The sequence below is a fragment of the Geotalea uraniireducens genome (genome assembly GCF_027943965.1).
GTDB classification, from domain to species: Bacteria; Desulfobacterota; Desulfuromonadia; order Geobacterales; family Geobacteraceae; genus Geobacter; species Geobacter uraniireducens.
On the sequence record NZ_AP027151.1, the window covers coordinates 991,568 to 1,011,376 of the forward strand.

Here is a 19,809-nt window from a genome sequence, read left to right on the forward strand (position 1 = left end):
CAATGGTCCTGCCGGGGGTGGGCAGGGGAGGTGCGATGCGCGGAGCATGCCCAGCCAGTGGAACGATGAAGTTTACCGGCGGCGGCTTTCGGTCTACGGCCGCCTGGATGTTCGGAATCGTGGTGGCGATTCTCTCCCCCCTTGCCGCACGAGGGGCGCCGCCGGGGCTCCCGGAAGAGCACCGCCACCGTCTCAGCGACCTCTATGCGGAGTTCAGCACCCATTTCTGGGGCGCCGTCTCCGTCCTCCTTATTCTTCTTATCGTCATTTCCTTGCTGATCTACATCATGCGCCAGCGTTTCCGGGTGGAAATTTCGCTGCGGCAGTCGGAAGAGAAATACCGCGAGCTGGTGCAGAACGCCAACAGCATCATCATGCGGCTGGATAGTGCCGGGACGATCACTTTTTTTAACGAATTCGCCCAGAAGTTTTTCGGCTTCACCGAGGAGGAGGTGCTCGGCAAGAGCCCGCTCGACACCATTGTCCCGGAACGGGAGAGCACCGGCCGCGATCTGCGGACGTTGATCGCGGCGGTGCTGCGGGAACCGGCCCGCTACGAACGGAACGTCAACGAAAATGTGCGCAAGAATGGCGAGCGGGTCTGGGTCTCCTGGGCCAACAAGCCGGTCTGCGATGCCGCCGGCCGGTTGCGGGAATATCTTTGCGTCGGCACCGACATCACCGATCGCAAGCGGGCGGAAGAGGAGCTGCGGAGAAGCGAAAAACGCTTTGCGACCATTTTCAATACGGCGGCCGTCTCACTCTGGGAGGAGGATTTCTCGGCGGCGAAGGCGGCCATCGACGGGGTGAAGGCCACCTGGTCGGGGAGTTTTCGCGACTTTCTCAGCCGCCACCCCGATTTTGCCGAGCAAACTCTCCGGCTGATCAGGATTGTCGATGTGAACGACTGGACGCTCACTCTCTATGAAGCCCCGTCAAAGGCGGCGTTGCTCGGCGGGCTGCACCGGATTGCCACGCCGGAGACTTGCCGAGCCTTCGAAGGGTGTCTGCAGGCGATTGCCGAAGGGAAGGCCTTTTTCGAGGTCGAGACGGTCAACCGGACCTTTGCCGGCCGGACGATCGATGTCCTGATGCGGGTGGCGATCCCCGCGCCGGGCGCCGATTTCGGCAACCTGCTGGTCAGTATCGTCGATATCACCGCCCGCAAACGGGCCGAACAGGCGATCCGGGAAATGAACGCGGAGCTGGAGCGGCGGGTCCACGAACGGACGGTCCAGCTCGAATCGTCGAACCGGGAGCTGGAATCGTTCTGCTATTCGGTCTCCCACGACCTGCGGGCGCCGTTGCGGCACATCAACAGCTTCAGCGCCATCATCATGGAAGAGAAAGCCGCTGCCCTCGATGAAGATGTCCGGGAGCTGCTCGGCAGGGTGCAGGCGGCGAGCCGGCGGATGGGGCTCTTGATCGATGATCTGCTTGAACTTTCCCGCGTGACGCGGAGCGCTATCTCGGTCAGGAACGTGGACGTCAGCGCGCTCGTCCGCACCATCGTCGATGAACTGCAGGCCGCCGAGCCGCAACGGCAGGTCGAGGTGCGGATTGACGACGGACTCGCCGTGCTCGGCGATTACCGGTTGTTGCAGGTGGCGTTGCAGAATCTGCTCGATAATGCCTGGAAATATACGGCGAAGAATCCGGCGGCGGCGATCCATGTCGGCCGGGAAACCGTCGACGGCCGTGAAGTGCTGTTCATCCGCGATAACGGCGTCGGTTTCAATATGGCCTATGCGGACAAGCTCTTCGGCGCGTTCCAGCGGCTGCACCGGCCGGGGGAATTCGAGGGGACCGGGATCGGCCTGGCGACGGTGCAGCGCATCGTCCAGCTCCATGGCGGCGAGGTCTGGGGCTATGGCGAGGAAGGGAAAGGGGCGACCTTTTACCTCTCATTCCCGGGAGGCGGCGCCGGCGGCCGGCCGGTGCCTCAGTGATGGGAGCCGTCATCCCCTTTGTCGGCGGGGAGGATCAGGTTGAGGAGGATGGCGGTGATCCCGCTCAGGCTGACCCCCTGGAAGCGGAGCCCGGCAATGGAGATGGTCAGTCCGCCGATGCCGAAGACCAGCACCAGCGAGACGATGCAGAGCACGCGGGGGCGATGGAGATTGACCCGGGCCTGGACCAGGGTACCGAGGCCGACCGTGGCGATGCTGCCGAAGAGGAGCATCATGATTCCGCCCATCACCGGGACCGGGATCGATTGGAGAATGGCGTTGAACTTGCCGAAAAACGCCATGACAATGGCCAAGACCGCCGCCCAGGTCATGGTCACCGGGTTGAAGTTGCGGGTAATCATCACCGCGCCGGTTACCTCGGTGTAAGTGGTTACCGGCGGGCCGCCGATCAGGCCGGCAACGCAGACGGCCAGCCCGTCGCCGAGCAGGGTCCGGTGGAGACCTGGTCGGGCGGTATAGTCGTGGCCGGTAACGGCGCCGATGGCGATGACGTCACCCACGTGTTCGATGGCCGGTGCCAGAGCCACCGGCAGCATGAACAGAACCGCCGACCAGTTCCACTGGGGGGAGACGAAAGAGGGGACGGCCAGCCAGGGGGCGGCGATGATCTTGCTGAAATCGACGATACCGATGACGATGGAGAGGAGATAGCCGACGACGACCCCGGAGAGGATCGGCAGCAGCCGGAAGATTCCTTTGGCTCGGGTGGCGACCGCCACCGTGGTGGCAAGGGAGACCGCGGCGACGAGCAGGGCGGTGGTGCCGTCGACCAGGACCAGTTTGCCGTCGCCGCTTTTCCCCATCGCCATGTTGACCGCCACGCCGGCCAGGCCGAGGCCGATGACCATGATGATCGGCCCGACGACGACCGGCGGCATCAGCTTGTGGATGAAGCCGACGCCCCGGACCCGGATGAGCAGTGCCAGCAGCATGTAGAGCCAGCCGGCGGCAAAGAGCCCCGAGAGGGTGGCCGGCAGGCCCCAGGTCTGGATGCTGTAGATGATCGGGGCGATGAAGGCGAACGACGAGCCGAGGAAGACCGGCACTTTCCGCTTGGTGACCGCCTGGAAGATCAGCGTGCCGATCCCGGCGCCCAAAAGGGCCATGCTCGGGTTGAGGCCGGTCAGGATCGGCACCAGCACGAGGGCGCCGAAGGCGACAAAGAGAATCTGGGCGCCGGCGATCGCCTGGCGCCACTGCGGTTCGTTGGCTTTGCTCATGGGGGGCGGCTCCGTGGTCGATTGATGGCGGCGGCTGGCGTTACTTGGTGCCGAAGATCTTGTCGCCGGCGTCGCCGAGACCGGGCAGGATGTAGCCGTTTTCGTTGAGGCCCTGGTCGAGGGCAGCGACGTAGAGTTCGACCTCGGGGTGGGCGGCGGCCACCCGGGCGATTCCCTCGGGGGCGGCGACCAGCGCCAGCACTCGGATCTGCCGGCAGCCGGAGCGCTTCAACATGGCGATGGTGGCGTCGATGGAGCCGCCGGTGGCGAGCATCGGGTCGAGGATGAGCGCCAGCCGCTCGTCGAGCCGGCCGACGAATTTTTCGTAGTAGGTATGGGCTTCCAGGGTCTCTTCGTTGCGGGCGAGGCCGACGACGCTCACCTTGGCGTTGGGGATCATGTCGAGGACCCCTTCCAGCATACCGATCCCGGCTCGGAGGATCGGTACCACCGTTACCTTTTTCCCCTTGATCTGCTGAATTTCCACCGGGCTGCCGTCCCATCCTTCGATGGTCCGGTGCTCCAGCGGGAAATCCCGGCAGGCTTCATAGGCGAGGAGCCGGGCCACCTCGGCGGTCAGTTCGCGGAACTTCTTGGTACTGATGCCGGCTTCGCGCATCAGGCCGATCTTATGTTTTACCAGAGGATGACTGATCTCATGGATGCTCATGAACTCTCTCCCGTCGCGGTTTGGTGGCTACCGGCGCAGGAATTGTCCCCGACGGTCAGCGGCTTGGTGACGGCGGAAGAGCTTACCCGAATTTGTCAGGCAAGTCATCAGAATAGTGCGTGTGTTTCGGGGAGAGCGGCGAACGCTAGAGGCGGGTGACGAAGGAGCTCAGCAGCTCCTCGACGGTGACCGGTTTGGCGATGGCCCCGGCAAATCCGTAAGCGGTGCAATCGCGCATGCAGGGATCGTCGGGATAGCCGCTGGAAACGAAAACCTTGACTGTTTCGTCCAGTTCGTGCAATTGGCGGGCGATTTCCCGACCGCTGGGGCCGCCGGGGATGTTCAGGTCGGTGATGACGGCGAGGAAGGGGGTTCCCGCCGCCTGGCGTTCCCGGAAGAGGGTGATTCCTTCCTCGCTCCCCGGAGCGCAGGCGACCTCGAAGCCGAGATGCTTCAGGGCATATTCGACCAGGAAGAGGACGTCGTCGTCATCGTCAATAACCAGCACCGATCGTTTTGTCATCGCTGCCGCCGCTCAATGAAATTATCTGCCGACCGATAAGAAGTATAGCATGACAGAACGGATTGCGTCGGTAAAATGGAGTTATATTATTTCCCTCGAATCCCTTGGATAATGGTCAGACCGATATTCCTGTTCGGTCGGTGACGGGAGGGCATGATGCAGTGGGACAATCTGCGCAAGTTCGTCTGCCCGGAAATTATTTATGGCAACGGGGCCCTGCAACTGGTCGGCCGCCATGCTGCGCTCTACGGCGTTGGCAACGTGATGCTGGTCAGCGATGCCGGGGTCGTGGCCGCCGGCTGGACGGAGCAAGCGAGGCGGAGCCTGGAAGAGGCGGGAATCCGCGTCATCCTTTTCGATCAGGTTTCCAGCAATCCCCGCGACCATGAGGTGATGGCCGGTGTCGAGCGTTATGCCGCCGCCGGCTGCGACGCTCTGGTGGCGGTGGGAGGGGGCAGCCCGCTCGACTGTGCCAAGGGGATCGGCATCGCCTGGGCCAACCGATGCGATATCGTCGCCTGCGAAGGGGTGGACCGGGTGGTGGTGCCGATGCCGCCGCTGCTCTGCGTCCCGACGACCGCCGGTTCGGCGGCCGACGTTTCGCAGTTCGCCATCATCACCAATACCGTGCGCCGGGTCAAAATGGCCATTATCAGCAAGGCGGTGGTTCCCGACGTGACGTTGATCGATCCGCTGACCACCGGCACGCTCGATTCCTACCTGACCGCCTGCACCGGGATGGATGCCCTGGTCCATGCCATCGAGGCCTATGTCTCCAACGCTAGCTCGCCGTTGACCGACCTCCATGCCCTTGAGGCGGTGCGGCTCATTGCCGGCGCTCTCCTGCCGGCCGTCCGCGATCCGGCGGGCGATCTCGCCGCCCGAACCCGGATGATGCTCGGCTGTATGGAGGCCGGCCTGGCGTTTTCCAATGCCAGCCTGGGGGCGGTGCATGCCATGTCGCACAGCCTCGGGGGGACGCTTGACCTACCCCATGGCGAGTGCAACGCCATGTTTCTCGATCATGTCGTGGCGTTCAATTTCCCGGCTGCGCCCGACCGGTTCCGGGGCATAGCCGAAGCCATGGGGCTTCACTGTCGCGGCGGCAGCCCGGCCGACTGGCAAAAGCTTCTCGTCGACGAAATCCGCCGGATCAAGGCCGCAGCCGGCATCAATCGAACGCTGGGCCAGTTGGGGGTGGTGTCGGCGGACCTTCCCCGGCTGGCGGCCAATGCCATGAAAGATGCCTGTATGGTCACCAACCCGCGGCGGCCGACTGTTGAGGACATCGGAAGGATCTATGCCGAAGCGCTCTAGCACGGAAAATGATTGGGACAGCCTGCGGCAGAGCATTATCGGCCTCGGCGAACTGTCGGCCCGAAAGAGCTACTATCCGGAGCTGCAACAGCGTCTCCACGAACTGGAAGCGGCAAAGAACGCCCTTGACCTGGCCAACAGCCAGCTCCAGGCGATGTTCAATGCCGCCACGGAGATGGCGGTTATTGCCACCGACCGGGACGGCCTGATCACCTTCTTCAATCGCGGCGCCGAACGGATGCTCTGGTACGCGGCGGATGACGTGGTCGGGGTGATGACGCCGCTGACGTTCCATCTTGAGGAAGAGGTAGCCCGGCGGAGGAGGGAACTGTCGCGGGAACTGGGGCGAGAGATGGGCGGCTTCGAGGTCTTTGCGGCCGTTGCCCGGGAGCAGGGAGCCGAGAGTGGGAACTGGACCTATCTGCGGCGGGACGGCAGGCACATCCTGGTCAAGCTGACGATCACCGTGATCCGTGCCGAGGACGGGCAGGTCGGCGGCTACCTGGGGATTGCCGAGGATATCACCGAGCGGATGCGGGCCGAGACTGACCTGGCGCAAAGCCGTGAGCTGTTGAACACGATTATCGAGTCGATCCCCAACCCGATCTTCTTCAAGGATACCGACGGCGTCTACGAGAACTGCAATCGCGCCTTTGCCGAGTTCATCGGCCTGCCCCGGGAAAAGATCATCGGTGCCACCGCCTTCGCGGTCGCCCCAGGCGAACTGGCCGAGGTTTATCGCCAAGCCGACCTGGAGCTGATGCGGCAGCGCGGCACCCAGGTCTACGAGACCCAGGTTAGGGACGCGGCCGGCCATTTGCGCGAAGTGATCTTCTACAAGTCGGCGATCCTGCAGCATGACGGTTCGGTGCGGGGAGTGGTCGGGGTGATGCTCGACATTACCGAGCGAAAGCGTACCGAAGACGAACTGCATCTCCAGGCCCTCCGGCTCGAACAGGAAATCGTCGAGCATCAGCGGGCGGAGGAGGCGTTGCAGGAGCGGGAGCGGATGCTGTCGCTGGTCATCAATGCCATCCCGCAGGCGATCTTCTGGAAGGATACCGATTCGGTCTACCTCGGCTGCAACGACAATTTCGCCCGTGCTGCCGGGCTCTCTTCGCCGGCCGAGGTCATCGGCAAGACCGATTACGAACTGCCGTGGCTGACGGAAGAGACCGAAGGGTACCGGGCCGACGACCGGGAAGTCATGCGCACGAACCAGCCCCGTTATCGGTTCGCCGAGTCGCAGCGGACCGCCGACGGCCGGCTGACGTATGTGGAAACCACCAAGATCCCGCTCCATGCCTACGACGGTTCGGTGATGGGGATCCTCGGTGTCTACGACGACGTCACCGAGCGCCGGCAGGCGGAGGAAGCGCTTCGGGAGAGCGAGCAGCGGCTGCGGCTCATCTTCGATACGTCGCAGGCCGGGATCATTCTGGTCTCCCCCGCCGGGGAGATTACCTTTGCCAACCAGCGGATGGCTGAAATGTTCGGCTATTCGCCCGGTGCCCTTCCCGGTACGCCGTATCCCGACCTCCTCTATCCGACGGAACACGACCTTGGCGACTTCCGAATGCGCCAGCTGATTGCCGGGGAGATCGAGCAGGTTTCGAGCGAGCGGCATTACCGACGCCTGGACGGCAGCGATTTCTGGGGCTATCTCTCCGGCAAGCGGCTCGAAGACAGCAACGGCAACCTGCAGGCGCTGCTCGGGATTATCGCCGATATCTCGGAGCTGAAAGCGGCCCGGGACGCCCTGGAGAGCGAAAAAGAGCTGATGACGGTCACCCTGCGCTCCATCGGCGACGGCGTTATTTCGGTCGATACGGCGGGGCGGGTGATCCTGCTCAACCGGGCGGCCGAGCAGTTGTGCGGCTGGACCCAGGAAGAGGCGATCGGCCGGCCGCTGGGAGAGGTGTTCTCAATCCGGAATGCCAGGACGCGGGAGCCGCTGGTCAATCCGGTGGAGCTGGTATTGAAGACCAGAGAGGTGGTGGAACTGGCGAACAATGCGATTCTGGTTTCCCGCGACGGCAGCGAGCTGGTGATTGCCGAATCTGCCGCGCCGCTCCGTGACCCGGCGGGGAACATCCTTGGCGTGGTGCTTGCCTTCCGCAATATCACCCAGAAGCGAGAGATGGAGGAGGCGTTGCTCCGGGCGCGCAAGCTCGAATCAATCGGTGTGCTGGCCGGGGGGATCGCCCATGATTTCAATAACCTGCTGACCGGGGTGCTGGGAAATATCTCGATGGCCCGGACGCTGGTTTCCCCGCAACAACCGGTCTATCCGCTGCTCGATCGCGCTCAGAAAGCGTCGGAGCGGGCCCGCGATCTTACTCAGCAGCTGCTTGCCTTCTCTAAGGGGGGGGCGCCGGTCAAGAAGCTGACCTCTCTCAAGCAACTTTTGGTCGATTCGGCCACCTTCGTTCTTCGGGGTTCGAACGTCCGCTGCGAGTTCGATATCTCCCACGATCTCTGGCCGGTAGAGGTCGATCCGGGGCAGATGAGCCAGGTGGTCAACAACCTGGTGATCAATGCCGATCAGTCAATGCCCGACGGCGGCGTGATCACTGTTCGGGCGGAAAATGTGCCGCTGCCGGAGCGGGGTGGCGAGGGCGCTTCCCAACACCGGGGGATGGTCAGGATTACCATTGAGGATACCGGTGGCGGCATTGCTGACGAGGATCTGCACCGGATCTTCGATCCCTACTTCACGACCAAGCAGCACGGTAGCGGACTCGGTCTGGCGACGGTCTTTTTCATCGTCAAGAACCACGGGGGGGAAATCCGGGTTTTCACCCGGCCCGAACGGGGCACCAGTTTCGTGATCGAACTTCCCGCCTCGGAGAAGGCGTTGACGGAAACGGCACCGCCGGTCGTCAGCCGTTCCCGCGGGGCCGGGGCCATCCTGGTGATGGACGACGACCCGCTGGTGCTGGAGATGGCTGAAGTGGCGCTGAAAATGCTCGGTTACCAGCCGACCCTCAGCCGGGACGGCGGCGAGGCACTGCGGCTGTACGAGCAGGCTGCCGCCACCGGAACGCCGTATCGGGCGGTGATCATGGACCTGACGATCCCCGGGGGGATGGGGGGGAAGGAAACGGCGCGGAAGCTACTCCAGTTCGATCCGGCTGCCCGGGTGATCGTGTCGAGCGGCTACTCCATCGACCAGGTGCTGGCCAATTACCGGGAGTACGGCTTCTGTGCCGCTCTCGGCAAACCGTACAATCTGGAGGAGTTGGGGAAGGCGTTGCGGGAGGCTTTCGGCGAAAACTCCTGAACGGGCGGCGGCCGGTTCAGGGGAGCAGTCTCGTGCCGGCGTTGCCGGCCAGCGCCCGCTCGATGTCGTCAAGATGACAGATGACGGCGTGGCCGCCATGGCGGACAACGTGGCTTGCCGCCTCCACCTTGGGGCCCATCGAGCCGGGGGGGAACTGGCCGGCCGCCAGGTGCCGCTCCGCTTCGGCCAGCGTCATCGTTGCCGGATACCGTTCGCCCGGGGCGCCGAAGTCGAGGGCCGCGCCCGGTACGTCGGTGGCGATGACCAGCCGGTCGGCCCCCAGTTCGACGGCTAGGGCGGCGCTCGCCAGATCCTTGTCGATCACCGCGTCGACCCCATGGAAGCCGCGCCCCTGCCGGATCACCGGAATTCCGCCGCCGCCGCAGCAGATGACGATGAAGCCTGCCGCTACCAGGGTGGCGATCTCCCGCTTTTCAACGATGGCGACCGGCCGAGGGGAGGCCACCACCCGCCGATAGCCCCTGCCGGTGGCGACGGTGGGCCAGGGGAGCCGGGCCGCCTCGGCGGCGGGATAGACCGGCCCGATCGGCTTGGTCGGGGTGGCGAAGGCCGGGTCCGCCGGATCGACTACCACGTAGCTGATCAGACTGGCCAGGAGCTGCTCTTCCCGGCCGAGCCGGGCCAGCTCTTCGTCGAGCACCGATTCGATCATGTAGCCGATCTGCCCCTGGGTCTGGGCGACCAGGATCTCCAACGGGAGCGGCGGCACCGCGGCGCAGCACTCCTGCTGCAGCAGCAGGTTGCCCACCTGCGGCCCGTTGCCGTGGGTGACCACCAGCCGATAATGCTCGGCAAGGCGGGCCAGCTGCCGAAGCGGTCCCTTCAGGTTGGCGAACTGCTCGGCAATGGTCCCTGTCTGGTCGGCGCGAATCAGGGCGTTGCCGCCGAGTGCCACCACGACAGTTTCTCGCGTCATCCCTCACCTCCTTGACTGTTTGGCTGTGCCCGGAGCTGGTGTCGCCGTCTTGACAGCGCTGCCGGCCGGCGGTAAGGTTGTGCCGGGCGGGTAGCCGGGCCGCCGGAATGCCATGTCGGCCGGCCGTTCCCGTTCAGGGATCATGCCGTGCGGGAGGGACAATGAGCCAACGACAGGATGACGATCGTCGGGATGCCCGGCGATATCTCGCCAACTGGCGCGACGAAATGAACAGTGCCGAGCTGTACGAGCGGCTGGCCGGCTTTGAAACCGATGCCAACCTCGCCGAGCTGTACCGGCGGCTGGCGGCGGTGGAGCGCCGCCATGCGGCCGCCTGGGCGGAACGGCTGGAAGGGCTGGGCCGGCCGGTTCCTCTCTTCCGTCCCTCCTGGCGGACCGTCGTCCTCGGCCGGTTGGCCCGCTGGCTCGGTGCGGCGGCCATCGTGCCGACCCTCGCCTCGCTGGAGGAGATCAATTCCCACGACTATGCCCGACAGCGGGCTACCACCGAGATGGTCTCCACCGAACGGTCCCATGCCCGGCTGCTCCGCCAGCTCAGCCAGGGGGGCGGCGAGGGGATGTCCGGCAGCGCCCTGGCCCGTTTCGAGGGGCGGCACCGGGCCGCCGGCGGTAATGCCCTCCGGGCGGCGGTACTCGGGGCGAGCGACGGACTTCTCTCCAACTTCAACCTGTTGATGGGAGTCGCCGGGGCGCAGCTGGCGTCGCGGAGCATCCTGTTGACCGGCTTTGCCGGACTGCTCGCCGGGGCGATCTCGATGGCTCTCGGCGAGTGGATCTCGGTTCAGAGTTCCCGGGAGCTGTACCAGAAGCAGCTGGCTACCGAGCGGGAGGAGATCGCCACCGTCCCCGAGGAGGAGGTCGAGGAGCTGACCCTCATCTACCAGGCGCGCGGCCTCGACGAGGCGACGGCCCGCTCCCTGGCCGGCGGGATCATGGATAACCAGGCGCTGGCGCTGGAAGTGCTGGCCCGGGACGAACTCGGCATCGATCCCGACGAGCTCGGCGGTTCCGCCTGGGAGGCGGCGATCGCCTCGTTTCTTCTCTTTGCCGTCGGGGCGATCGTGCCGGTCATGCCTTATCTCTTCCTCGGCGGCATTCCGGCGCTCGTTGCCAGCGCCGCGGCCAGTACCGCCGGGCTCTTTCTCCTCGGTGCCGCCATCACGCTCTTCACCGGCCGGTCGGTGGTCGCCTCCGGCTGCCGCCAGGTACTGTTCGGCCTTTCGGCGGCGGCGGTCACCTTCCTGGTCGGCCGGCTCATCGGGGTGAGCATCGCCGGCTGACCTTCGCAATCGTTCCCTCAGTCGTCGTCCCGTTCGTAACGGTCGGCATGCCGGTTGTAATGGTACGCCGGGTTGTCGTAGCCGCCGCGGCAGATGAGAATTGTCCGTTTCCGGACCATGCGGCCGTCGAAGCGGACCGTTTCCCGGATCTTCCGGCAGCGACCGCCGTCCTCGTAACCGAGCGGTTCCGCATTGTACCAGGCGCGGCGATCCTCGGTCCAGTATTCGACCGGCTGCCAGGCCCGGGCCGATTCCCGGACCGCCTGCTGCGACAGTTCGGCGATGGTGGCGCCGGCGATGGCGCCGACGGTGGCGCCGATTACCCCCCCTTGCCACGGGTTCCGCTGGTCGAGGACGGCACCGGCGAATCCGCCCATGGCTCCACCGGCGGCCGCTCCGGGATACTGCCGGGGGAGACAGCCGGTCAGGGCCAGGGCCAGCAGGGGAATGAGGAGTGCCGGTTGCCACGGTTGGCGAGCCATGGTGCTTCTCCTCGCTGAAATCATCAGTTTTCTTTCCCTTTTTTCTCTTCCTGCTGCTGTTCCTTGTCCTTGAATCGCCAGACCCGGCGGGGAGCCTTCTCCCCGGCGGCGGCCGGGCGTTTCGCCGGCTGCTGCCGGGCTTCCGGCCGGACGACCGGCGCTGTCGTGCCGTTACCCCGCTGCTGTTCCCCCTCATGCGGGGCAGCATTGCCCTTGCCGTTGCCGTCCCGTTTCTCCGCCGGCCGGCTGTCCTCGGTGCGGCCGGCCGGGGGATGAACGACCGGTGTTGCCGGCTGCCGGCGGGGTGGTGGCGGTTGGGCCGGTTGCGGTTGCGGAAGCGTCTGTGGTCGGGTCGTTTGCGGTTGTGCCGGCCGTTCGATCCGTTCGCCGTCGCCGTAGCGGACCGTGGGGACGGTAGGCCGGGCGGGAGTGTGCCGGCCATTACCGTTCTGCCCCTTTGGCCCGGCGATCGGTGCCGGGATGGCCGTGGCCGGCGCCGGGCCCTCGACGATCCGGGGATAGTGCTGCCGGAGGGTGCGCCGTTCAACCCGCTCCACTGCCGCCGGCGGCCGCTGGACGGCCGGAATGCGCTTCAGTGCCGGCATCATCGCCTGTGGTGCTTCCGGGCGGAGGCGCGGCCGGGGACCGAATCCCCCTTTTCTGTTGAACAGGTCCGAGCGGGGGGTAACGTAGGACATCCGGCCGGCGATGAAAGACTCCCGTTTGACCACCGTCACCGCGTTGTTGATCGTGGTATTCCGATAGGCGATCCGGTTCGAGGTGATGTTGATGTTGACGTTGGTGATGTTGACGCTGTGCCGGCCGTAACGGCCGTACCCGTAATAGGTTTCTCCCGGCGCCAGCGGCACCCAGCCGACGTAGGTGGGGGTGGTCACCCAGCCAACGTAGCCCGGTCCCCAGAAGACGTCGTCCCGGGCTGGCGGTACCCAGCACCAGCCGCTGCCGGGAACGACCACCCAGCGGCCGTAGTGGTACGGTGCCCATCCCCAGCTCTCGGCGGAAATCCAGACGTAATCGCCGCCGCGCCAGACCCAGCGGCCGACCTGGTAGGGGGCCCAGTCCGGGACGATGACGGTGGGGCGCCAGACGTAGCCGTAGTCCCTGACCTGGAGCCATTCACCATTTCCCGCCAGGTCGTCGGCATAAATGGCCAGTTGGTCCGGCAGGTAACGGCGGTCGCCGAGCCGGGCGTACACGATCCGATCCCGTTCCATGTTCCAGCGTGCCCAGGCATCGGGCGGGGCGAGGGGGAAAATTTCCGAGCGGTTGCCATCGGCGGTGAGCATCTCTCCGGCACGGAGCCGGGTCCGGCTGCCGTTCCCCTCGACGTAGGCCGTCCCCCTGATGATCGAGACGTCGGTGTCTCCTTCATCGTTGAGATCGAGTTGCAGCCGGGTCCGGGCGTAAATCTTGACCGTGGTATCGGCCGTGTCGAGCTGCAGGCTTTGCTCGCGGCTATTGGTGGTGCGGGCGTAGAGATGACCCATGCCGAGATGGACCTGGGCAAAATCGTCCTCGACGGCGATCAGGTCCAGGCTCGAATTTTCATCGAGGCGGATGCAGGTGCCGTTGCGGAGCTGGATTTCCGCGCGGCTGCCGGGCGGGCACCAGATGCTGTCCCCCTCATCGAGGGGGGTGTTAACAGCCACCGGCAGCCAATCGGGGGTGTCGCCACCGTGGAACTGGACGTTGCCTTCAACGAGGCTGATCCGGGCAAGGCCGTTCAGCTCGGCGTGACCGAGAGCGGGGATAAACAACAGGGCGGCAATGAGGATGGTGCGATACAGCAGATTCATGTCAGCTGCCTCCGGGAGGTTCTGGTGCATTCATGATAACGCATTGTAGCCTTTTTCGTTGACCGACGGCATATTTTTTCATGTGACGGCTCGCTGCAGCGGTGGCTTGACACGGATCGGCCGGGCGGGGTAAGGTTGGACGTCGATCGGGCGGGGCTGCCGAGCGTTGTTGCCGTCGCCGATCATGAGGGGAGAGTGAGGATACCGATGAAACGTCTGCTGCTCTGCGGCATATGGGGCATGATCCTGGGCTTGGCCACTGCCGGCTGGGCGGAAATCTACCGTTATACCGATAGCGCCGGCCAGGTCCATTTTGTCGACGATCCGGCCAAGGTGCCGCGGCGTTATCGGAAACAACTGGGGACCCAGGCGCCGCTGGCGGAGATCAACGTCGTTGCGTCCCCGCCCGGCCGCGCGGGCGGAGCGACAGCCAGCCGGCCGGCCGGCCGGTACAACGGCACCGTCGAGCTGTACGTCACCTCCTGGTGCGGCTACTGCAAGAAGATGGAGCGGTTCCTGAAAGAACAGGGGATCCCCTATGTCGCTTACGACGTCGAGCAGGATCGGGCGGCCCATGAGCGCTTCATCCAATTGGGGGGGAGCGGGGTACCGCTTGCCCGGGTCGGTCAGCGGGTGGTCAACGGTTACAACCCTGAAGCAGTGCTGCGGCTCCTCGATCAGGGGGAGAATGACCGCCGGTAGAGGGTTTTGGAAAGGATACGTCGATGGCTAAGGATAAGGATGAACGGAAACGGCCGCAGCTGCGGCTGGTAGTCGATAACGCGGAGAAACGGACGGCCCGGCCGGGAGAAGACGAAGCGGACTTCATTCCCCTCGACCAACTGGTGGCTCGGCGGGACAGTCTGCGCGGCGATTTTTACGCCGGCGTCGAGCCTTGGCAGGCGGAGGCTTACCAGGCGCTGGAGCAGTATTGCCTCGCTCGTGGCTGGGAGTATGGCCTCGACCCGTTCCACGGGCGGATGCTGGTCCTGGCGGCGGGGACGGTCTGCCCCGAGGCGGCCGGCCATGATGAGTCGGGACAGGACGAAGTACTGCTCTATATTGCGGACGATGTGACCGGCCGGGGTCTCTGTCTCACCCTGGAGATGATCATGCCGTACTGGAGCGAAGACGATACGGTCATGGAGGATGCCCTGCTCTACGGCCCGTTCTTCCAGTACGGCGCGTTCTTCCTGGAGGAGAACCGCCACGACAGCCTTCTCGACCTGATCTACCGGCTGGCGTTGCCGCTCTATCCGCCGCAGCCGACAGCGCCGTTCCTCGACCGGCTGTTCGCCATCGCCGCCGTCGAGCTGCGGGAAGCGCTGGCCAATCTGGCAGAGTCCTCCTGACCGGTCACCGGTTCTTGCCCGCTGTCCCTGCCGATTGTCCCCTGCCGTTACTCCTCCACCGTCAAATATGATGTACCCAACCCCCCTCTCGTCAAGAGGGGGCGATCTCCCGGGATGATGCGGTTGTTCGCCTCGTCGCTGTCGGCGCCGCGCGGTTTGTTGACCTGGGTCAAGGCATCGCGGCAGCCGCCCGCTATACTGAACCTAAAAGAGTTTGTGGTTCAGAAAGGGGAATGTCATGAGTGGAAACGGCGAGACGTTGATCGGTAAGGCGGTGACCATGGCCGAGCTGGTTGCCTATCAGGAGGGAGCGGTGGTGAGCCGTACCCTCATCGATAAAAAGGTCGGCACCCTGACCCTATTCTCCTTTGCCGCCGGGCAGGGACTGAGCGAACATACCGCCCCCTACGATGCCTTTGTCCAAGTGATCGACGGGGCGGCGGAAGTCATCATCGACGGCGCGGCGCAGCGGCTGACGGCTGGCCAGTTCATCATCATGCCGGCCAACCGTCCCCATGCCGTTCGGGCGGTGCAGCGCTTCAAGATGCTGCTGGTGATGATCCGGGAGTAGTCCGCCGCATTTGCGCTCCCGGGGAGTGCTTACCGCCCCTCGGCCAGCTTGAACTGGCCTACCAGCTGTTCGAGCTCGGCGGCGAGGGACGCGAGCCGCTCGGCAGCCTGGGCCGACTCGTTGGCGCCGGCGGCGGCGTCGCGGACGACCGTGGTGATGTCATTGATGTTGCGGCTGATCTCGCCGGTGGTCGAAGTCTGCTCTTCGGCGGCAGTGGCGATCTGGTGGACCTGGCTGGTGACGTCGGAAATCCCTTGCAGGATGGCGCTGAGCGCCTCGCCGGACCGGGCGGTCTCTTCGGTCCCCCGCGCCACTTCCCTAACCCCTTCTTCCATTGAGGAGACGGCGCTCTTCGTCTCCTGCTGGATCGCCTTGATCATCTCGCCGATCTCCCGCGTTGCCCGGGTCGTCCGTTCGGCGAGCGCCCGCACTTCGTCGGCAACGACGGCGAAGCCGCGCCCCTGCTCGCCGGCCCGCGCCGCCTCGATAGCCGCGTTGAGCGCCAGCAGGTTGGTCTGGTCGGCGATGTCCTCGATGGTGCCGATGATCTCGCCGATCTGGTCGCTCCGCGAGCCGAGCTTCTCGACGGTGCCGGAGGCGTCCTTAACGCGGTTGGCGATCCGGTCCATAACGGCAACCGTGGTATTGACCACTCCCGTTCCCTCGCGGGCGGTGTCGGTCGCCTGGCGGGCGCCGTCTGCCGCCAGGGTGCAGTTCTGGGCAATCTCGCAGGAGGTTGCCGCCAGCTCTTCGCTGGCCGTAGCGACGGTGGTTGCCTGGAACGCCACCTTCTCCACGTTGCCGGCCATCTGTCCGGAGGTGGCGCTCAACTGGGCGGCGGCAGCGGCCAGTTCGCTGGCGTTACGGGCGATCCGGCTGATGATGTCGTGAATCGTCGAGGTTAGTTTGTTGATCCCGGTGGCCAGTTCGCCGATCTCGTCGACGGAGGGGACCGGGATTACCCGGGTCAGGTCGCCGCCGCCGCTGGCCAGCTCGTGAACCTGCTCGGAGAAGCCGATGATATGGTTGACGATGGTCCGGCGGAAAAACTGGTACATGGTGACGAGCAGAATCAGAAAAAAGGAGACGGCAACGATGGCCAGGGAGATCGACAGCGAACGGGCACTGGCGTAACCCTGTTCCAGCGAGGTGGTGAGGATGAAGCCGCCGAGGAAGGCCGGGCCGGCGTCGTGGCAGCTCTGGCAGCGCTTTTCGTTCGCCAGCGGGAACGCCACGCTCAGCGCCCGGATGCCGTTAATCGTGCTTTGCACCTCGACTGCCTTGCCGCTGGCCAGTGCCGCCTTCATCTGCGAATTGGGCGGCGCCTGGGGGCTGCCGTTGGCATCGCGCGCCTCGCCGTTGAAAATCTGCAGGTCGACGAAGAAATTCTTCTTCTTGGCTTCGGCAATGTAGCGGTTGACCTCGGTGGAGTCCCCCTTCATCATGTACTCGTCGATGTCCCGGGTCAGGATCGAGGCCATGGTGCGGGTATTCTTCATCTGCAGGTCGAGGGAAGATTTGAATTGCAACCAGCCGGCCACCACCCCGAGGGTTGCGAAGCCGATCGACAGGGTGATGCCGAGGATCGCCAGGACCTTGAGGGCGAGCTTCTTTCTGATCATTGATTCCTCCGCGCCGGGGACGGGTGGCTGTCGATGCCCGTTCCACGGCCTTTTTCGCCAGAATGTTAGCATGTGCTTTCATGTAAGCTCATCGGCGAATGCTGAGGAAAATTTAGGATAAAAAGTGTAAATAATTGTTAAGGTCAATACTTGAGTTTAAAAGTAGAGTTTAGGTTGCTTTTACCGGCTGTCGTTGTCTGCCGGCGGTTGGGACTTCAGCGCCTCTTCCCGCTGCAACGCCTCCCGGAGCTCCTTGCGGAGCCGGAGCCGGGACGGCAGCCCCGTCAGCCAGGCGGTGAGCGCCCCGGCAGCGAAGGCGAGCAGGATGATCGCCGCCAGCGGGCCGGCAAAGCGCCAGGCAAACAACGACAATTCGACGGATTGGGCGTTCTGGACGGAAAAGATCATCGTGAACAGGGCGATGAGTGTGGCAATGACGATGGTGGGGGTCATCGGCTCCTCCCGGTGTGTGGCGATCGACTACGATGAAGTATAGCCGATACCGGTGACAGTGCCAGCCGTCGGCCCGCTCCATGCATCCCTCCGTGGCGATGCGTCCCGATGGGATAATTTGCTTAAACTTTGAGCATTAACGGGAGGGTGAGAGTATGGGGATGCTTGTTATCGTGCAAAACGATCCGGAAGTCCCGGTCGGGGCCTTTGCCGATTACCTGGTCGCCACGGGCGTGCCGTTCCGGCTGGTACGGGCCTATGCCGGCGAAGCGCTGCCGACGGTCGACGAGACGGCAGCACTGATCATGCTCGGCGGGGCGATGGGGGTGGGGGATACCGCCGCCTTCCCGTTTCTCGGTGCCGTCAAGGAGTGTATCCGGCAGCAGGTGGCGGCTGCCCGGCCGTTCCTCGGCATCTGTCTCGGCGGTCAGTTGCTGGCCGACCAGCTTGGCGCGCCGGTTACTTCCGGCAGCCACGGCGAACACGGGCCGTTTCCGGTGGAACTGACTCCGGCGGGGCTGGCCGACCGGCTCTTCGCCGGCATTACTTCCCCTTTCCGCACTTTCCAGTGGCATAACGATACCTTTGCCATCCCGACCGGCGCGGTGCTGCTCGCCTCGTCCGCCGCCTGTTCCCACCAGGCCTTCCGCTACGGTCCGGCGGCCTACGGCCTGCAGTTCCATCCGGAGGTGGATGCCGGGATCGTCGCCAGCTGGGCTCGCTCCGATGGCGAACAGGCCGAGTCGGTCGCCCGGTTGCTGGCCGATTTTGCCGCCGCCGAGGCGGATTACCGGGCCGCCGCCGAGCGGTTGCTTGCCAATTTTCTCGGCATTGCCGGCCTGCACTGAGCGGCAACCGGCCCGGCCACTGCCCGCGACCGGGCACCCCCTTCCTTGTATTGCCTGAAAACTAGGCAGCTGCGGCGGCAGCAGCCGGCGTAAAACCGGCTGCCGGCCCGTTCCGCCGTGCTTTGCCAATATGGCACAGCTTGTGCTTTGCTGGTTGCAACCATCCACGTTCCTGCTTGGGAACCGGTGACGGCAGCGATTTCAGGCAACGGAGCCCCGAAAACGTCGACAACACGTATTTTGGGGCTTTTCCTTTCCGGGAAAGGAGCGCATCATGGAGCGGCAGATTATCATTGACGATACGACTTTGCGGGACGGCGAGCAGACCGCCGGCGTGGTCTTCAGCCGGGCGGAGAAGGTCGCCATTGCCCGAATGCTTGATGCTATCGGCGTCCAGGAGCTGGAGTGCGGCATCCCGGCCATGGGCGAGGATGAACGGGCCTCGGTCCGTGCCTTGGTCGGCCTGGGGCTGAATGCCCGGCTGCTCACCTGGAACCGGGCGCTGATCCCCGATATCCAGGCGAGCATCGATTGCGGCATTACGGCGGTCGACATCTCCCTGTCGGTTTCGGATATCATGATCGCCAACAAGATCCGCAAGAGCCGGGAGTGGGTGAAGGAACAGCTCCGCACGGCCCTCGGTTTTGCCAAGGAACGCGATCTCTACGTCTCGGTCGGGGCCGAGGATGCCAGCCGGGCCGATCTGGGCTTTTTGACCGAACTGATGGAAATCACCCGGTCGCTGGGGGGGGACCGCTTTCGGTTCTGCGATACCCTCGGCATCCTCGACCCCTTCACCATGTACGAAAAGGTCCGGGCGCTCCGGGAGGCGGTGCCGGAGCTCGATATCGAGGTCCATACCCACAACGATCTCGGCATGGCCACCGCCAATGCCATTGCCGGGGTCAAGGCCGGCGCCCGCTTCGTCAACACGACGGTGAACGGGCTCGGCGAGCGGGCCGGCAATGCCGCCCTGGAAGAGGTGGTGATGGGGCTCAAGCTGGCCTGCGGCATCGAACCGGGGATCGACACCCATCGCTTCCATGAAATATCGCGTTTCGTCGGCAAGGCATCGCACCGGCCGGTCCCGCCCTGGAAAGCGGTGGTCGGCGAGAAGGTCTTCTCTCACGAGTCGGGGCTCCATGCCGACGGCGTGTTGAAAAACCCGGGCAACTACGAAGGGTTCGACCCCGCCGAGGTCGGTTTGAAGCGGCACATCGTCGTTGGCAAGCATTCCGGGACCAGCGGCCTGGTGGAGCGCTACCGGGAGCTGGGAATTGCCCTCTCCAAGCGCGAGGCGGTCTGTCTGATGGAGCAGGTGCGGGTGATTGCCCAGCGGATGAAGCGGCCGCTTTCCGATGGCGATCTGCGCCGTCTCTATCGGTCGGGGGTGTGCGGCCTGCGGGCGGCCTGACCGGGCGTTGCCCAATTCTCTTTCTGCGA

The 19,809-nt window shown here is 64.7% G+C and carries 17 protein-coding genes; 9 read left to right on the forward strand and 8 right to left on the reverse strand.

Features of this window, described 5'->3' with window-relative positions; translation table 11 throughout:
* The first annotated feature begins 35 nt into the window (after window positions 1–35).
* Window positions 36–1,949 carry a PAS domain-containing sensor histidine kinase gene (locus tag QMN23_RS04760; RefSeq protein WP_282002200.1) on the forward strand — a complete coding sequence of 638 codons (1,914 nt, stop codon included), beginning with the start codon at window positions 36–38 and terminating at the stop codon, window positions 1,947–1,949.
* On the opposite strand, the gene QMN23_RS04765 is transcribed toward QMN23_RS04760, so the two are convergent.
* The 3 genes from QMN23_RS04765 to QMN23_RS04775 all read right to left on the reverse strand — a co-directional run bounded on the left by QMN23_RS04765 (window position 1,943) and on the right by QMN23_RS04775 (window position 4,383).
* Window positions 1,943–3,190 (reverse strand): uracil-xanthine permease family protein, encoded by a 1,248-nt coding sequence (locus QMN23_RS04765; protein WP_282002201.1) that lies wholly within the window; start codon window positions 3,188–3,190, stop codon window positions 1,943–1,945. The genes QMN23_RS04760 and QMN23_RS04765 overlap by 7 nt on opposite strands.
* A gap of 40 nt (window positions 3,191–3,230) precedes the next feature.
* The gene (upp, locus tag QMN23_RS04770; protein ID WP_282002202.1) at window positions 3,231–3,860 is read right to left on the reverse strand and encodes a uracil phosphoribosyltransferase; all 630 of its coding nucleotides are present in this window, start codon (window positions 3,858–3,860) and stop codon (window positions 3,231–3,233) included.
* Between the two features lie 145 nt (window positions 3,861–4,005).
* Window positions 4,006–4,383, reverse strand: a complete 378-nt coding sequence (locus QMN23_RS04775; RefSeq protein WP_282002203.1) for a response regulator — start codon at window positions 4,381–4,383, stop codon at window positions 4,006–4,008.
* Between the two features lie 153 nt (window positions 4,384–4,536).
* Between QMN23_RS04775 and ercA the strand changes: the two genes are divergently transcribed.
* Both ercA and QMN23_RS04785 read left to right on the forward strand, forming a co-directional pair.
* Window positions 4,537–5,700 carry an alcohol dehydrogenase-like regulatory protein ErcA gene (ercA, locus tag QMN23_RS04780; RefSeq protein ID WP_282002205.1) on the forward strand — a complete coding sequence of 388 codons (1,164 nt, stop codon included), beginning with the start codon at window positions 4,537–4,539 and terminating at the stop codon, window positions 5,698–5,700.
* Window positions 5,684–8,983 carry a PAS domain-containing hybrid sensor histidine kinase/response regulator gene (locus tag QMN23_RS04785; protein ID WP_282002207.1) on the forward strand — a complete coding sequence of 1,100 codons (3,300 nt, stop codon included), beginning with the start codon at window positions 5,684–5,686 and terminating at the stop codon, window positions 8,981–8,983. The genes ercA and QMN23_RS04785 overlap by 17 nt, the downstream gene beginning before the upstream one ends.
* A gap of 16 nt (window positions 8,984–8,999) precedes the next feature.
* Here the strand turns inward: QMN23_RS04785 and QMN23_RS04790 are convergent, their stop codons facing one another.
* On the reverse strand, window positions 9,000–9,920 hold the full coding sequence (locus QMN23_RS04790) for a carbamate kinase (RefSeq protein ID WP_282002209.1): 921 nt from the start codon (window positions 9,918–9,920) through the stop codon (window positions 9,000–9,002).
* A 161-nt stretch (window positions 9,921–10,081) separates the two neighbouring features.
* Between QMN23_RS04790 and QMN23_RS04795 the strand changes: the two genes are divergently transcribed.
* On the forward strand, window positions 10,082–11,221 hold the full coding sequence (locus QMN23_RS04795; RefSeq protein ID WP_282002211.1) for a VIT1/CCC1 transporter family protein: 1,140 nt from the start codon (window positions 10,082–10,084) through the stop codon (window positions 11,219–11,221).
* A gap of 17 nt (window positions 11,222–11,238) precedes the next feature.
* On the opposite strand, the gene QMN23_RS04800 is transcribed toward QMN23_RS04795, so the two are convergent.
* Both QMN23_RS04800 and QMN23_RS04805 read right to left on the reverse strand, forming a co-directional pair.
* Entirely contained in the window at window positions 11,239–11,703 is a 465-nt protein-coding gene (locus QMN23_RS04800) for a glycine zipper 2TM domain-containing protein (protein WP_282002213.1), read from the reverse strand.
* Between the two features lie 23 nt (window positions 11,704–11,726).
* Window positions 11,727–13,520, reverse strand: coding sequence for a FecR family protein (locus tag QMN23_RS04805; protein WP_282002215.1), 1,794 nt, complete (start codon window positions 13,518–13,520; stop codon window positions 11,727–11,729).
* 207 nt (window positions 13,521–13,727) lie between these two features.
* Between QMN23_RS04805 and QMN23_RS04810 the strand changes: the two genes are divergently transcribed.
* The 3 genes from QMN23_RS04810 (at window position 13,728) to QMN23_RS04820 (ending at window position 15,443) form a co-directional block, all read left to right on the forward strand.
* A complete protein-coding gene (locus tag QMN23_RS04810) occupies window positions 13,728–14,222 on the forward strand; it encodes a glutaredoxin domain-containing protein (RefSeq protein ID WP_282002217.1) in 495 nt (164 codons plus the stop codon).
* A gap of 23 nt (window positions 14,223–14,245) precedes the next feature.
* Window positions 14,246–14,872 (forward strand): hypothetical protein, encoded by a 627-nt coding sequence (locus tag QMN23_RS04815; protein WP_282002219.1) that lies wholly within the window; start codon window positions 14,246–14,248, stop codon window positions 14,870–14,872.
* Between the two features lie 238 nt (window positions 14,873–15,110).
* The gene (locus QMN23_RS04820; RefSeq protein ID WP_282002221.1) at window positions 15,111–15,443 is read left to right on the forward strand and encodes a cupin domain-containing protein; all 333 of its coding nucleotides are present in this window, start codon (window positions 15,111–15,113) and stop codon (window positions 15,441–15,443) included.
* Window positions 15,444–15,472: 29 nt separating this feature from the next.
* Here QMN23_RS04820 and QMN23_RS04825 read toward each other — a convergent pair whose 3' ends face one another.
* Complete coding sequence (locus QMN23_RS04825; protein ID WP_282002223.1) at window positions 15,473–17,065, reverse strand: methyl-accepting chemotaxis protein; 1,593 nt, start codon at window positions 17,063–17,065, stop codon at window positions 15,473–15,475.
* A gap of 180 nt (window positions 17,066–17,245) precedes the next feature.
* Window positions 17,246–17,518, reverse strand: coding sequence for a LapA family protein (locus tag QMN23_RS04830; RefSeq protein ID WP_282002225.1), 273 nt, complete (start codon window positions 17,516–17,518; stop codon window positions 17,246–17,248).
* A 155-nt stretch (window positions 17,519–17,673) separates the two neighbouring features.
* On the opposite strand from QMN23_RS04830, the gene QMN23_RS04835 reads away from it, so the two are divergent.
* Complete coding sequence (locus tag QMN23_RS04835) at window positions 17,674–18,366, forward strand: type 1 glutamine amidotransferase (protein WP_282002226.1); 693 nt, start codon at window positions 17,674–17,676, stop codon at window positions 18,364–18,366.
* A 274-nt stretch (window positions 18,367–18,640) separates the two neighbouring features.
* The gene (gene nifV / locus QMN23_RS04840) at window positions 18,641–19,780 is read left to right on the forward strand and encodes a homocitrate synthase (RefSeq protein WP_282002227.1); all 1,140 of its coding nucleotides are present in this window, start codon (window positions 18,641–18,643) and stop codon (window positions 19,778–19,780) included.
* Window positions 19,781–19,809 lie beyond the last annotated feature (29 nt).